Here is a 15006-nt window from a genome sequence, read left to right on the forward strand (position 1 = left end):
AGAGTTTAACCAACAAAAGGGTAAAATCGCGGTAATTTAATAAAAGAGTATGGATTATGTTAAAAACTTTACTAATTGAGATAGGTGTTGAAGAGCTTCCGGCTGTTCCACTGTTAAAAGAGCTTAAAAATATAGAGAAAAAATATGCTGATATTTTAGAGAAAAACAATCTTTTATGTGAGTTTGAATTTTACTATACACCTCGCCGTTTAGTACTTTGGCACAGAGAGTTTAAAACATCTCAAGACGATTCGGTTGAAGAGTTTTTCGGTGCACCTTTAGCTGTTGCATATAAAGATGGTGAACCTACACCTGCGGCAAACGGTTTTGCAAAAAAATGCGGTGTTTCTTTAGATGAGTTAACTACGGCTGACAAAGACGGTAAAGAAGTACTTTACTATAAAAAAGACGTACAGGGAAAACCTTCTACTGAATTACTTCCTGAAATTATAGATACTTGGATCAAGTCACTTGATTTCGGTAAGTCTATGAGATGGGGTTCGCTAGATGAGAGTTTTATCCGTCCTATCCGTTGGGTAAATGTACTCTTGGGTGATGAGCTTGTAGATATGGAGCTTTACGGTGTAAAATCTTCTAAAACTACATTTGTACACCGTATTGCAAACTTTGATGCTATGGCAATTGAAGGGGCAAAAGACTACTTTAATAAGTTAGAGACAAACGGTGTCCTTCTTTTCCAGGAAGAGCGTGCGAAAAAGATCTTAAATGACATCAAAACACTAGAATCAGACAATGGTATTACTGTTGAGATCGATGAGGAATTATTTGATGAAGTTGTTGCTATCAACGAACATCCGACTGCACTTTTAGGTTCGTTTGATGAAGAGTTCTTAGCACTTCCTCCTGAGGTTATCATCACTTCAATGAAAGAACATCAAAGATATTTCCCAGTATTTAAAGATGGGAAGCTGACAAATAAATTTGTAGTAGTTGCAAACGCTTATACAAATGATTTTTCAGATGTAATCGCAGGAAACGAAAGAGTACTTCGTCCGCGTTTAGCTGATGGTATGTTCTTCTGGGAAAACGATCTTAAAAATGGTCTGAGCACTGCCGGTTTAGAGAAGATTACATTCTTCAAAGGTCTTGGAAGCGTAGCTGATAAGATCCAAAGAGAAGCTAAAATCGCTTCAGTTTTATTTGACAAGTTTGCTCTAGATGCTTCTAAAGAGGACTTAACTACAGCTGTTGAGCTTGCAAAAGCAGATCTTATGAGTGAAATGGTGTATGAATTTACTGAGCTACAGGGGATTATGGGTTACTACTATGCACAAAAAGGTGGATACTCTGACGCAGTTGCAGTTGCGATCAAAGAGCAGTATCTTCCAGACGGTGAAGAGAGTGAGCTTCCATCAAATCCGCTTAGTGCTGTAGTAGCACTCAGTTTAAAACTAGATACTCTTTTAGCACTCTTTAGCATTGAGCAGATTCCGACAGGTTCACGTGACCCGTTTGCACTTCGCCGTGCGGTAAACGGGATCGCAAGAATTGTAAATGAGTTTGGATTCAACTTTGATATCGATACAGACATAAAAGAGTTAGCTGCGATCTATGAAAAACAGATTGATTTTGAAAAACTTGAGGGCTTTATCTTAGAGCGTATTAAACGTTACTACAAAGTAAATCCTTCGATCATTGAAGCTGTACTGGCTTCTGGTGAGAGAGAACTGCTTGCACTCGGACAAAAAATCGATGCACTGAACAACCTTGTAAACTCTGACGGATTCTCAGAGGTTAGTTCAACATTTAAAAGGGTTGCAAACATCACTAAAGATGTTGATATGTCTGAAGAATTTGCGATCAATGAAGCATTATTTGAAGATGATAGCGAAAGAAAATTATTGTCTCGTTTCAATGAAGTAAGTGCAAAATCTTACGAAAACTACGAGTATGAACTTGATGCTCTTTTAGGATTAAAACCTGAACTAGACAAGTTCTTTGATTCTGTTATGGTAAACGCTGAAGATGAAGCGGTTAAAAACAACCGTAAAGCTCTTGTAAGTGCAATCTACAAAGCTATCTTCAAAATAGCAGATATTAAAGAGGTAAGTATATAAAACTATGCCGACATATGATATAGCGGTAATTGGAGCTGGAATAAACGGCTGTACAACCGCATATCATCTTCATAAGGCAGGTAAAAAAGTTGCTATCTTTGACAGTAAAGGCATAGCATCTGGCGGCAGTGGAGCTGCCGGTGCTTTTTTATCACCGAAATTTGCAAAAGGCGGGGAGTTAAAAGAGCTTATAAACTCTTCGCTTGATATTGCACTTGATTTCTACACAACAAACTTTCCCGAGCATATAAATCATCATAACCTTTTACATATTGCAAAAGAGGAGAACGATGCAAAAATTCTTCACTACTTTAAAGAACACACTGATATTGAGCTTTTAGATAATCCTCCGTTTATTCCTGAAAATGAATATGTTTATACCTCAAAAAGTGCCCTTGTAGATGCACAAAGTATGTGTAAAGCATTGATCGAGGGAATTGAATTTTATACTCAAGAGATAGACTCTTTAGAGTTTCAAGATGGTGTATGGATTTTAAATGAGAGTTTCAGAGCTAAAAAGGTAGTGATTGCAACCGGTGCCTATGAGCATCAGTTTTTTACACAGCCATATCAGATGCTTCGAGGTATCTGGGGGCATCGTATAGATATAAAAACTTCTACAAAAAATGACATTTCAATCCATCAGTTTGTTTCCATCTCAGCTGCAACTAACAGAATGTTGTCTATTGGTGCGACACACAATGTGCACTATCATCCCCAAAGAAGTAAAGAGCCTTACAACTTGGAAGAGGGGAGAGAGGAACTGCTTGAAAAAGCCTCTCGAACTTTGGAACTTCAAGATGTAGAGGTTATTAAAGACTATGTGGGGCTTCGCAGCGGGAGTTTTGATTATCTTCCGATCGTAGGTGAAGTTGTAGATATTGAACAATCTTTAAAGCTGTTGAATAAAAAAGATATCTATCAAAAAAAGCCCGATCTCAGCAAAGCGATCGCATTTGAAAATCTGTACATGATCAACGGGAGTGCAGGGTATGGATATGTACTAGCCCCTTATCTGGCGCAAACACTGGCAAAAAATATTTTAGAGGAAGAGAGTATCCCATCTTCATTAAATCCTGCGAGATTTTTTTTCAGATGGGCAAAGGGTGAGAGAAAAGATTAAGGAAGTCTCACCATTTTTGGTGTACCGTCTGCAAATATCTCTTTAAAAGCGTTTGCAACAAGTTCTCTGTTTTTTCCACCCATAAGCGGAGAGATAAAGTAAGCGATATCCATCGCCTCGTCAATATCATGATTTCTATCGTAGATAAAAACTATCTGCTTATCAAGTTTTTTGATATGTTCTGTTAAATCTCTTGCATAATAGTTTATAGCAGTGTGTTCTCTCTCATACTTGTGACCAATACCGAAATATACAAATTTACCGCTGAGGCGGATATTTGGAATATCTATGTAGTTAAGCTCTTTATCGTGGCGTGTAAGCTGCATAGATTTTACTTTTTCAAGATCTTTTTCAAACTCGTCAAATACAAAGCTCGGAGCATTCTCTCTATTGTAATTAAAAAGATATCTAATCTCTACAAGTTTCCCTTTATATGGGTGTTTGAGCCCTGCATTTAAAACATGGCTTATAGGATTATCGTTTAATTCTACAAACTCGTCATATTGCTCAAAACCCTCTTCTTGCAAAAATTTGCTTGGTTTAAACCCTTTTGGTGATGTTTCAGGGTGGTATAAAAAGATAGTTCCTGCAACAGTTTTTCTTTTTTTCTTTAACATGTTTTCAAGATCTTCTACCGTGATAGATTCACCCTCTTCATTAAAATAAATATAATGCTCTACAAGATAGTCCATATCGAAGTTTGTTTTATATTTTCCAAATATTTGCATTATAATTCCTTGATCGTCGTATTGTTTAGCGAATTATACTAAAATAACGTTATGATTTATATAGCATTTACCCTCTTTACATTTTTTATCCTCTTTTTTGTATTTTATCAGTGGCAATATTTCCTGATCTTCTCCCCTACATATATAAAAGAGAGACGTTTATGCGATCAGTGTGAGCCTTTAGAGATAGTAACAAATGACGGTATCTCTTTAGAAGGTGTAGTCTATGAACCTAAAGAGTTTCAAGCAACGCTTCTGTTTTTTGCCGGAAGAAGTCATGACAGCGTAGCACTGATCCAAAAGCTTCAAGCTACTTATCCAAAAAGCAGAATCATCACTTTTAATTACCGTTCTTACGGAAGAAACAAGGGAAGTGTCACTGAAAAAAATATGCTTGAAGATGCTTTGCATATTGCAAAAATAGTAGAAAAAAATTATGGGGAATTTTACCTTTTAGGGTTTTCTATAGGCTCATCGCTTTGTGCCTATATCGCTTCACAGATGAAAGTAAAAGGGGTGTTTTTAATCGGAGCATTTGATTCTATCCCTTTAATTTCTCAGAGAAAATTTAACCTCTCAATTCCGGATATTTTCATAAAATACAAATTTCCGACAATAGAGTTTGTGCAAAATATAGAGAGTGCTACTTACATCTTTTTAAGTCAGGATGATGAGATAACTTACATAGAAAACGGACGTAACTTATCTAAAAGTGTTAAAAATCTCACTTTTTACAAAGAGTACGAAAATCTTTCCCACAAAGAATTGTTATGGGATGAAGAGGTTGTAGGCTATATTAACGGGGTGGTAAACAGATGAGTTTTGGATTGTTAATAAAAAAGTTCATAAGCTTCTTTTTTGAGCCTATAGGGATAGTGACAACACTGCTTCTTTTAGGACTCTATTATCTTTACAGAAAAAAAGAAAAAAGAGCAAAGAATTTTTTTCTTGGAACTGTTGTAACTCTCCTGTTTTTTTCCTATCCTCCCTTTGCAAACTTTTTAATAAGTAACTTGGAAAACCGCTATCAAAAGTATGACTATACACAAGAGATACAATATATCCATATTCTTGGAAACGGACACACTACAGATCAAACACAGCCCATATCTTCTCAAATTTCCAATGATGGAACAAAGAGAGTTTTAGAAGGGGTAATACTGCATAGAAACATTCCTGATTCTAAGATCATTTTTACAGGGTTTGCAGGACGGACAGATACGCCAAATGCGATTATGAATGCAAAACTTGCTTTGGCTTTAGGTGTAGATGAGAACTCTACGATCGTGAATTCTCTACCCGAAGATACAAGAGAAGAGGCGGAATTTACAAAAACAGTTGTGGGAGACAAACCATTTGTTCTAGTTACATCGGCATCACATATGCCCCGTGCTATGATGCTGTTTGAATCACTCGGTATGCATCCCATAGCAGCACCTACGGCTTTTTATAAAGATGATGCTATCAGTTGGCTCAAAGCACCGAGTGCTCATGCATTTTTTGTTTCAACATTAGCAATGCATGAGTATGTCGGCATCCTATATGCAAAACTTAAAGCAGTTTTTTCATAAGTTCGATGTGGTAAGATTCCTGGAAGTTGATAAAGTCGAAAAACTTACTCAGTTTCTCATCTTTGATAGCGTTACTTAACTCTTTACACATCTCTTTTGCAGCTTCCTCCTCCTCTATACCGTCATGAACAAACTGTTCAAGGTCTTTTACAATATAAGTTAGTTCGTGAAGTTGACGAGGCAGTGCTAGTATGCCGAGCTTTGCCATCATATTTCCAAACGATTTGAGATGGAAGTGTGACTCATCTATAAGGTCTTGAAACACATTGAAATGTAGAGAATTATTCGTACGTGCTTGCATATAGGCATAGACTAAAATAAGCTCATACTCTTTGTATGACTCTTCAAATAAAAAGAGTGTTAAAGCATCTAAACTAGCTTGGTCAAGAGCATCCCATTTACGCTCTTTATTAAAAGCAGTAATCTTTTGGTCATTTGAAAAATCTGCCAGAAGCTGTTCAAGATATTCTAACAGGTAAGCATCATCAGTTTTTAGACGTTCACCCAAGATTGAAGCAGGGTAGTGTTGTATTGTAGTGATTGCTTTATTTTTTATATTGTTGAGTACTTCAAAAACTGTTGTATGTTGTAACAGTTTTAATTCTCGATCGTAGTTATAATCATCCCCACTTGCTAGAATATCACTCCCCAGCCATTTCATATGGCGAAATGCTATTTGAGAAAAGTCATAGAGGCGTGATTTAATTGCTTCATCGTTGATCGCAAACGAGCCAAAGAGTATTACCAGCCAGAGTTCATGTTTTTGTTGATATATTTTATTCATCCTCTTGTACCTCACAACTATCTTTCATTTTCAGAACATGCAGCTCTTCATCTGCCCCATTAAGTCTGTTTTCATAGTTTTTGATCGAAGCAATAAAAGCAGAAAAAACGATCTCTGCACATACTTTTTGCTGCGGAGTCATAGCTCCCAGTTTTTCGTTCATTTTTTGAATTGCTTTGTTTGCATATTCGATATCATTTGTTTTGATCATCTCAGAGTACATAGAACCAATAACAACGGTGTCTTGACAACCGTTAGTCGCAAAACGTACATCAGTGATAGTTTCACCCTCAAGCTTTGTATAGAAGACCACATACTCTTTTGTTTTCTCATCAAGTGCTACACCTACACCGTCTGCATCATCAAGTTTCCCATAGTTTTTCGGGTCCATTAAATGCTCCAGTGTTTCAGGGTTTACACCCTCAGGCATCTTTACATCTTCAAACATTACAACTCCTTTTTAATATTTTACTTTCGCCAGATAAAGCCCGTTTGCAGGAGCGGGTTTGAGTCTATGGTTTTTTGTACACTCAAGCTTCTCTATAATCTGCTGCGCACTTAAATCCAGAAGTGCACCTGCCATAAAACGAATCTGTGTGCGTAAAAAACCGTTTGCTTCAAAGTTGAGGACAATCAGATCTTTATGTTGATATGCAAACGCTTTATAGATCTCCCTGACACTGCTTTTGGTATCGCTTCCCATTTTCATAAAGTTTGCAAAATCGTGTTCACCGATAAAGAGCTTGATGTTTTGTTGGAGGGTGTTGAAGTTTACCTGATCTATAAAGGTGATGAAATCGTTCTCAAAAGGGTTTGATTCACCCACTTTGATCACGTATCTGTAAACTCTCGATTTTGCTCCATAGCGGGCATGAAAATCATCTGCGACCCGGAAGATACGTTTGACGTGTATTGTTTTTGGAAGCATCTCATTAAGAACCCGTTTGAGTTTTGTAAGATCATCCCAAAAAGGGGGCAGATCAAAGTGTGCTACCTGGTAAGAAGCATGTACACCTTTGTCTGTTCTCCCGCTTGCAACAGTTTTAGAGGTAATTCCCAGTTGCTTTAACACATTTTCCAGCTGTCCGAAGATAGTATTTTGAGAGCTTTTTTGGATCTGTGAACCCAGAAAGTGGGTTCCGTTATAAGAGAGAACTACAGCAACCCGCATCTAAAATCTTTTGGCTATAGTTTTTCTGTAGATAAGGTAGGTACTAAGTATCCAGGCAAGAGCTACTAGATAGATAGTATGGTATCCGAGTGTACGGTGCAGAGACATGGCCGCACCGTAGTAGATGATGATTCCTAAAAATATATAGAGATAAATTTTAGACTTTTGATGTCTTGCATGAACCACCCCGATAGATACAATCAAAAAGATAGAAAGGAGTGGAAACAGACTTAAAAGAGTATCTGTTATAAGGAGTCTGTCTTTTTTCTTTCTTCCCTCGTCATTACTCCAAAACTCTAATGGCATCTGGTATGTTTTCAGGGATGCTTGGAGTGTATCGTAGATAGTCATCTCTTCAAAGTTGATCTGAGTAAACTTATCTTTTGAGTAGCTGTACCCCTCACCGTTTTTAAGCTCTAGCTGCAATACACCGCCGTCATTGATTACATTTGCTTGTTGTGCAGAGATTAGGATCTCTTCATCGTTTTGTTTGTTAAATAAAAAGACATCTTCGTAGCGCTTTTTCTCTTTATCCTCTTTACCGATGTATAAAAGCCAGTCTCCGAAATTATTTCCAAATTCGCTTGCGGAAAGGTTGAATTTCGCTTCACTTTTTTTCTGATCTATAAAGTTGTCAGAGAGGTTGTCCGTATGCGGGTACAACATAAAAAAGTTGATAAACAAAAGCATAGAGAGTAGAAATGCCGGAACAAAAAGTGTTTTTACTAAAAATGAAGGCTTTATCCCAAGGGCAAAAATAACTACGATTTCATTATCGTTTGAGAGTTTAAAAATAGACAAAACGGCTGCAATGAAAAAAGAGATAGGCAGGGTATAAAACAGGATGTCCGGCAATACAAACATATAGAGTTTTACCATGTCTAAAAGTGAGAGTTTAATGATCGCCGTATAGGTTGCTAGCTTGATCGAGAAGATCATTGACGCAATGACAAACAGCGGTAAAAACATCGATAAAAATACCGATGAAAGGTTTGAAAGTATATAACGTCTAAGTTTATTCATTAAAAGTTTGCCTCAATATATGCATAAATTTGTGTGTCGTAAACAAAAGTGATAAGTGTTGCAAGTGCCAAAAACGGTACGAAAGGGACACGTTGTTCCTCTGCCGGTCTGTTTAAAAGCAAAAGCATAACAGGGAGTGCTAAAAGTGCCGATAAAAATACAGCAAAAAGTCCAAGCTTGATCCCTAAAAGTGCACCCATAGTAGCTGCAACCATAATGTCGCCTTCACCCATCGCTTCGATCATAGGTGTACGATCGTAGTGTTTGTTCCATGATGTTTTAGATTTCAGTCCTGCACGATATACCGATGATGTAAGGTAGTATGAAAGGGCAAAACGAAGCAGGGTAAAACCACCTGCGAATAAAAGAGCATTTTGGGCATTTTCTAAAAATGAAGGGATTGAAAAAGCTCCGAAAATTGCAAAAATGATCGCTAAAAGGTTCAGTGAATCGGGAACCATTTTGTACTTAAAATCGATCATAGAAAGAGCCAGTAGCATTAAAAAACTCATAGCTACCGAAAATGCAGGGAAATTAAGCCCATATTTGAGTGCTACTAAGAAAAATATCGCTCCGGATGCAAGCTCAATTAAAGGGTACTGAATCGATATTTTTGTTTTACAATAAGCACATTTTCCGCCAAGAAAAAGCCACGAAAATAAAGGGATGTTATGCCAAGGTTTTAGAGGTGTGTTGCATGATGTACAGTGTGAAGGGGTAAAAACGACACTTTCACCTTCTGGGATACGTAAAATGACAACATTTAAAAATGATCCAAATAAAATTCCAAACAGTGATGCTATGAGTAACTCTATCATTTTAGTCCGCCAAATCGTCTTTCAACTTTTTTAAATTTTTTGATTATTTTATCCAACTCTTTTGCACTGAAATCCGGCCAGAGTGTATCTGTAAAAAAGAGTTCGGCATACGCTGCCTGCCATAGTAAAAAGTTGGAGAGTCTGTGATCTCCCCCTGTTCTTATAAGCAGATCAACATCTGTTTTACAATCGAGTGCATTTTCCAGCATCTCCTGTGTAATGTCGCCATCAGACTCTTTTAGGGAATTAAAAGCACGAAGAATCTCATCCTGTGCACCATAATTAAGTGCCAAAGATTGTACCAAGCCGTCACAGTGTGCAGTTTTTTCTTTTACCGATTGGATCGTCGTTTGGAGTTGTTTTGAGAATGCTCTTAAATCTCCGATCGGTTCAAAGCGTATATTGTGTTGCAGATATGTTTCTAATTCCTGCTTGAGATATTTATCGAGCAGTTTCATCAAAAATTCAACCTCTAAACGCGGACGTTTCCAGTTTTCAGTTGAAAAAGCATATAGGGTTAAACGCTCAATCTCTTCATGAGCTGCACAAAAAGATGTGATCTCACGCACGATCTTTGCTCCGGCTTCATGACCTGTTGAACGTTTTTTCCCACGCTCTTCAGCCCATCTGCCGTTGCCGTCCATAATGATCGCTATATGCCCAAGTTTATTCATTTGCAGTTTCTAACTCTTTCGCATTTTCTAAAATATCAAACGATAGATCAAGTTTTGCTGCTCTAGGTAATAATGTTGCATCTTCTTTTGTAATAAACTCTATCTCGTTCGTATCTGTCCCGAAACTAGAAGAGTTTTTTAGGATGTTTAAACAAACGGCGTCTATCCCTTTGTTGTTTAACATATTGGTTGCATTTGCTTTTGCAGTTTGTGGATCCATCTCAGCTTTAAAGCCTACAACTTTGATCCCCTCTTTGTTGATTGAACCCAAAATATCTACATTTTTCTTTAATGAAAGTTCCCACTCATCACCCAATATATCTTTTTTTAGTTTCCCGCTTTGTGTAAATGCCGGGATATAGTCGCTTACTGCTGCAGCCATAAACAGATAAGGTGTCTTTTCAATACGATGGATATGCTCGTCACGCATTAAGGTCGCTTTAGAGATTTTCCCTTTTTTCGCAATGCGGATAGAGTCTACTAGATACTCCATCATCTCTGCACTATCTTCAACGTGAATTTTATGCATATTTTTCGGCAGATCAGCACTCAGTTTTGTTGCAATCAGGTTGACATCCGCACCTTTTAAATAGAGTGCAGTTGCAACAGCTGAAGCCATCTTTCCGCTTGAAAAGTTAGAGAGATAACGTACATCATCGATCTTCTCGATAGTACCGCCGCCTGTAACCATCACCATGCGATCACTCCAGAAATCATCTTTTAAAAGCTCGCGAGCCGTTGCGTAAAAGATATCGAGCGGTTCAGCCATAGCACCGTCACCCGTTGTTTTACATGCGAGTTCTTTTGTCTGTGTATCTACCATTGTAAAGTTAGCTATAGCAAGCATTTTCAGGTTCGCCTGGCTAATTGGATGTTGCAGCATATTTGTATTTGCCGAAGGAGCTAGGATCTTAACATCAGGATAGGCAAGGGCTACTTGAAGCAGGATATTGTCAGCTATAGCGTTAGCGAGTTTTGCAATCGTATTTGCAGTTGCGGGTGCAATCACCATAATATCTGCCCATTGTGCAAGTTTTATATGGTTGTGATCATTAGTCCAGTCTTCGTTAGTATCGTCAAGAACTTTGTTTGAAGTGAGTGTCTCAAATGTAAGAGGTGTTACAAACTTCTTTGCAGCTTCACTCATCACTACACGAACTTCTGCACCCGATTTTACAAACAGACGTGCAAGTTCAAGTGACTTATAGACTGCTATTGAGCCAGTGACCGCTAAAATGATTTTTTTATTTTTTAGTAAATTTTGTGAAATTTCCATATTTTATCTTTAGTATTTATAATTTTATGTATTTTACCCTAAAATGCTTATAGTTTTTAGAGTTTATTTTTTCCCAAAAAATTTATAATAAAAATCTTTTACAAGTCTCATCTTTGTACGACTGATAACTAAGTTGCCACTTGTAATCTCACCGCTTGTTACCGTAGTTCCAGCTGCAATCATCACATCATCTTCTATAGTAACAGGGGCTACAAGTTGTGAGTCACTCCCTACAAAAACGTTTTTCCCTATTTTTGTTTTATACTTTTTAAGACCGTCATAGTTACATGTAATAGTTCCCGCACCGATGTTCGTACCCTCATCGATCTCTGCATCTCCAAGGTAGCTTAGATGTCCTGCTTTTACACCTTTAAGTGTCGCTTTTTTTACCTCTACAAAGTTACCTATATGGGTATCTTCGATCGAAGAAGCCGGACGGAGGTGTGCAAGTGGTCCAACATCGGAATTTTTAACAATGCTATCTTCAATTACCGAATGTGCTTTGATAATAGAGTTTATAATTTGAGAATTTCCTGTGATTCTTACACCGTTTTCTAGGGTACATTCCCCTTCAAATACAACATCATCTTCTATATAAACAGTTGAAGGCAGCTGCATACTGACACCTGCATTCATCCATTTTGTTCTAATACGATCTTGCATAATCGCCTCAGAATCGGCTAAATCTTTTTTAGAATTTACCCCTTTAAAATGTTCTTCGTCAACTAAAAGAGGTGATATTGTAAGTCCATCTTTTTTTGCCATAGCAATCAGGTCTGTAAGGTAGTACTCCTCTTGGGCATTATCGTTTGAAAGAAGGGGGATATATTTTTCTAAAACATCTTTTTTAAAGGCATAGATACCTGCATTTACTGTTGTAACGTTAAGCTCGGCACGATTTGCGTCTTTTTGTTCAACAATGTATTGCACTTCATTATTGTCGATAACAACACGCCCGTATCCGTTTGGATCTTGTAAGTCAAAGATACTCATGATGATATCTGCATCGTTATGTAAAAATCCGTGAAGCGATTCTGCAGTAATTAAAGGCATATCCCCGTTTAATACCAATACTTTTTCATTCTTCGGTGCTACATTTTTCATTGCACCTCCGGTTCCAGGAAAATTTACGGCATCTTGCTCAACAAAAGTAATATCATCAAAATAGTTTTGCATCGTCTCTTTTACTTGCTCTTTTTGGTGTGCAATAACTACAGATACATCGTTTGAGAGTTCTTTAGAGGCTTTTATAATATGGTAAAGCATCGGTTTTCCTGAGATCTCATGTAAAACCTTTGCCTTGTTTGATTTCATACGGCTACCTTTTCCCGCCGCTAATATCACTATACTAATACTATTTAAATTCATTATAATTTTCACTTTCTGTTTAATTTCAAAATTTTACCATAAATGTTAATTTAATTTGTGGTATTATAATGTGTTTATAAAATTTTATAAGGTTTGTGATGGATTTAGGTACGGTCATTGGTCTAGTGTTGATTTTGGCTCTTTTATTTGGAGCTATGGCGATGGGTGTTGGTATCGGTGCCTACATAGATATTCCTTCTGTTTTAATTGTTATCGGTGGTTCAATAGGTTCATTAATGATCGCTTTTAAACCGGCGCAGATGAAAAAGTTTACGAAAATTTTCATGATAGCTGTTAAGCCGACTGAAGAGGATGTAAACGATCTTATAAAAAAACTGGTCGAATTTGCGACAAAAGCTAGAAAAGAGGGGATCCTCGCTTTAGAAGGTGATGTTAATAACGAAGAGAACGAGTTTTTAAGAAAAGGCCTCTCTATGGCAATTGACGGGAGTGAACCCGATACTATTCGTGATCTTTTAGAGATAGATATGGAGCAAACAAGTACACGCCATAAGTCGTATGCTTCTATATTTTCAACATGGGCGGGGCTTGCCGGAGCAATGGGTATGATCGGTACACTTATCGGTCTGGTTGCGATGCTTTTAAATATGGCTGATCCTTCAGCGATTGGTCCGTCTATGGCAGTTGCTTTACTTACGACAATGTACGGTGCGATGATCGGAAATATTTTCGGTGCACCGATTGCGAATGTTTTAAATATTAGAGATGATGATGAAACAATGGTTAAGCAGATTGTTTTAGAGGGTATTATGTCTATTCAAGCGGGTGATGCTCCAAGAGTTTTAGAAGCAAAACTTCTTGCATACTTAGCTCCGTCTGAGCGTTCAAGCCAGTTTGATTAACGGATAACTGATGGCAAAAAAGCATAAGTGTCCTGAATGTGAAAAGTGTATGCCGGCATGGCTAGCTGCCTTTGGAGACTTAATGTCTCTGCTCCTTTGTTTCTTTGTTCTGCTTCTCTCTATGTCAAGTATGGATGCAAAAAAGATCTCTGAAGCTATCGGATCTCTTAGCGGTGCGATGAGTGTTCTAGAGGGTGGGGTAAAAACCGAAATCTCTAAGCAGCGTATTCAAGAATCAACTCCGATTGAAACAAAAGATGAAACAAGCCAGACGGTAAATAGAATTCAGCAAGCGATAGCTGAAGCTAATGAGATGGTTAAAAAAGAACAGGGCCCTGAGATTACATTAGAAGAAGCACAGGAAGGTTTTGTGATTAAACTTCCTGCTACACTGTTATTTAAACCGGGAAGTGCAACTATAGATAATCAAGATGCATTACTTTTCCTTAAACGTATGTCTCTTCTAATTGATGAGATGCCAAACGATGTAGAGATGAGTGTTCAAGGTCATACTGACGATACAGGACCCGGTGTAAACTCTCCTTTTAAAGATAATTGGGAACTCTCAACTGCAAGAGCCATTTCAGTACTTAAAGAGTTGGTAATTGACGGTGTGGATCCAAAACGGATGAATGCAACAGGATATGCAGAGTTTAGACCTGTCGCTACCAATGTAACTAGATTAGGTAGAGAGCAAAACCGTAGAGTTGAACTCCATTTCTTTGGTGCAAAGAATAAACCTGCAAAAGAGAAGAACTCTATACTAGATAAGGCAGAGATGTAAATAATGGTAAAATTTTTTACATTATTTGTGCTTTTTGTAGCTACATCATTCGGAGCAGAAAGTGTAACTATACCTACGGTTAATTTATCCCTTTCTGCTCCTGATACTCCTCAGCAGTTAGTATCTTCACTCAATGTTTTACTTGTTTTAACATTACTGTTTTTAGCACCGTCAATGGTGATGGTAATGACTACTTTTACACGTTTTGTAATTGTATTTGGTTTTTTAAGACAAGCTCTTGGTACACAGCAAGTACCACCTACACAGGTTTTAGTATTACTGGCAATGATTCTTACGTTCTTTGTAATGGAACCTGTGGGAACTAAGGCATATGAGCAGGGAATTAAGCCTTATGTAGAGGAAAAAATAGGTTATGAAGAGGCATTTGAGAAAACAACATTGCCTTTTAAAAACTTTATGATTAGAAACACAAGAGAGAAAGACCTCGCTTTGTTTTTAAGAATACGTGAGATGGAAAACCCTCAAACAGTTGCAGATGTACCACTTTCAGTTGTAATTCCTGCTTTTGTTATTAGTGAGTTAAAAACTGCATTTGAGATAGGTTTTTTGATCTTCTTACCGTTTTTGGTAATAGATATGGTAGTCGCATCTATCCTTATGTCGATGGGTATGATGATGTTACCGCCTGTAATGATATCCTTGCCGTTTAAGATACTTATATTTGTCTTGATAGACGGCTGGAATCTTTTAATTGGAAATTTAATAGCGAGTATAAAATAGGATA

At 37.4% G+C, this 15006-nt stretch carries 16 protein-coding genes; 7 read left to right on the top strand and 9 right to left on the bottom strand.

The window, feature by feature from the left end; translation table 11 throughout:
- Positions 1–56 precede the first annotated feature (56 nt).
- Together glyS and QWY88_RS01955 are read left to right on the top strand one after the other, a co-directional pair.
- Positions 57–2078 (top strand): glycine--tRNA ligase subunit beta, encoded by a 2022-nt coding sequence (glyS, locus tag QWY88_RS01950; RefSeq protein ID WP_304543500.1) that lies wholly within the window; start codon positions 57–59, stop codon positions 2076–2078.
- Positions 2079–2082: 4 nt separating this feature from the next.
- The gene (locus tag QWY88_RS01955; protein WP_304543503.1) at positions 2083–3201 is read left to right on the top strand and encodes an NAD(P)/FAD-dependent oxidoreductase; all 1119 of its coding nucleotides are present in this window, start codon (positions 2083–2085) and stop codon (positions 3199–3201) included.
- Here QWY88_RS01955 and QWY88_RS01960 read toward each other — a convergent pair.
- A complete protein-coding gene (locus tag QWY88_RS01960; protein WP_304543505.1) occupies positions 3198–3929 on the bottom strand; it encodes a hypothetical protein in 732 nt (243 codons plus the stop codon). The genes QWY88_RS01955 and QWY88_RS01960 overlap by 4 nt on opposite strands.
- Positions 3930–3980: 51 nt before the next feature.
- Here QWY88_RS01960 and QWY88_RS01965 point away from each other — a divergent pair, with 51 nt between their 5' ends.
- Both QWY88_RS01965 and QWY88_RS01970 read left to right on the top strand, forming a co-directional pair.
- Positions 3981–4748, top strand: coding sequence for an alpha/beta hydrolase (locus QWY88_RS01965; RefSeq protein ID WP_304543507.1), 768 nt, complete (start codon positions 3981–3983; stop codon positions 4746–4748).
- The gene (locus tag QWY88_RS01970; protein ID WP_304543510.1) at positions 4745–5500 is read left to right on the top strand and encodes an ElyC/SanA/YdcF family protein; all 756 of its coding nucleotides are present in this window, start codon (positions 4745–4747) and stop codon (positions 5498–5500) included. The genes QWY88_RS01965 and QWY88_RS01970 overlap by 4 nt, the downstream gene beginning before the upstream one ends.
- Here the strand turns inward: QWY88_RS01970 and QWY88_RS01975 are convergent.
- The 8 genes from QWY88_RS01975 to glmU all read right to left on the bottom strand — a co-directional run bounded on the left by QWY88_RS01975 (position 5481) and on the right by glmU (position 12614).
- A complete protein-coding gene (locus QWY88_RS01975) occupies positions 5481–6284 on the bottom strand; it encodes a protein kinase family protein (protein WP_304543511.1) in 804 nt (267 codons plus the stop codon). The two genes, QWY88_RS01970 and QWY88_RS01975, sit on opposite strands and share 20 nt — an antisense overlap.
- Positions 6277–6732 (bottom strand): iron-sulfur cluster assembly scaffold protein, encoded by a 456-nt coding sequence (locus QWY88_RS01980; RefSeq protein ID WP_304543513.1) that lies wholly within the window; start codon positions 6730–6732, stop codon positions 6277–6279. The genes QWY88_RS01975 and QWY88_RS01980 overlap by 8 nt, the downstream gene beginning before the upstream one ends.
- Positions 6733–6744: 12 nt before the next feature.
- Positions 6745–7455 (bottom strand): tRNA pseudouridine(38-40) synthase TruA, encoded by a 711-nt coding sequence (gene truA, locus QWY88_RS01985; RefSeq protein WP_304543515.1) that lies wholly within the window; start codon positions 7453–7455, stop codon positions 6745–6747.
- Complete coding sequence (locus tag QWY88_RS01990) at positions 7456–8478, bottom strand: LptF/LptG family permease (RefSeq protein WP_304543517.1); 1023 nt, start codon at positions 8476–8478, stop codon at positions 7456–7458.
- Entirely contained in the window at positions 8478–9296 is an 819-nt protein-coding gene (locus QWY88_RS01995) for a prepilin peptidase (protein ID WP_304543519.1), read from the bottom strand. The genes QWY88_RS01990 and QWY88_RS01995 overlap by 1 nt, the downstream gene beginning before the upstream one ends.
- Positions 9293–9970 carry a di-trans,poly-cis-decaprenylcistransferase gene (locus QWY88_RS02000; RefSeq protein ID WP_304543521.1) on the bottom strand — a complete coding sequence of 226 codons (678 nt, stop codon included), beginning with the start codon at positions 9968–9970 and terminating at the stop codon, positions 9293–9295. The genes QWY88_RS01995 and QWY88_RS02000 overlap by 4 nt, the downstream gene beginning before the upstream one ends.
- Positions 9963–11246 carry a bifunctional phosphopantothenoylcysteine decarboxylase/phosphopantothenate--cysteine ligase CoaBC gene (coaBC, locus tag QWY88_RS02005; RefSeq protein ID WP_304543523.1) on the bottom strand — a complete coding sequence of 428 codons (1284 nt, stop codon included), beginning with the start codon at positions 11244–11246 and terminating at the stop codon, positions 9963–9965. The genes QWY88_RS02000 and coaBC overlap by 8 nt, the downstream gene beginning before the upstream one ends.
- A 63-nt stretch (positions 11247–11309) precedes the next feature.
- Complete coding sequence (gene glmU / locus QWY88_RS02010; protein ID WP_304543525.1) at positions 11310–12614, bottom strand: bifunctional UDP-N-acetylglucosamine diphosphorylase/glucosamine-1-phosphate N-acetyltransferase GlmU; 1305 nt, start codon at positions 12612–12614, stop codon at positions 11310–11312.
- Positions 12615–12712: 98 nt separating this feature from the next.
- Here glmU and QWY88_RS02015 point away from each other — a divergent pair, with 98 nt between their 5' ends.
- Genes QWY88_RS02015 through fliP form a run of 3 tightly spaced genes read left to right on the top strand, consistent with a single transcriptional unit; the run spans position 12713 to position 15002 of the window.
- Positions 12713–13477: a motility protein A gene (locus QWY88_RS02015; protein WP_193114597.1), complete on the top strand. Its 765-nt coding sequence runs from the start codon at positions 12713–12715 to the stop codon at positions 13475–13477.
- 10 nt (positions 13478–13487) lie between these two features.
- Positions 13488–14261, top strand: coding sequence for a flagellar motor protein MotB (locus QWY88_RS02020; protein ID WP_304543529.1), 774 nt, complete (start codon positions 13488–13490; stop codon positions 14259–14261).
- A gap of 3 nt (positions 14262–14264) precedes the next feature.
- Positions 14265–15002, top strand: a complete 738-nt coding sequence (fliP, locus tag QWY88_RS02025) for a flagellar type III secretion system pore protein FliP (RefSeq protein ID WP_304543531.1) — start codon at positions 14265–14267, stop codon at positions 15000–15002.
- Positions 15003–15006 lie beyond the last annotated feature (4 nt).

The sequence above is a fragment of the Sulfurimonas sp. hsl 1-7 genome (genome assembly GCF_030577135.1).
Lineage (GTDB): Bacteria > Campylobacterota > Campylobacteria > Campylobacterales > Sulfurimonadaceae > Sulfurimonas > Sulfurimonas microaerophilus.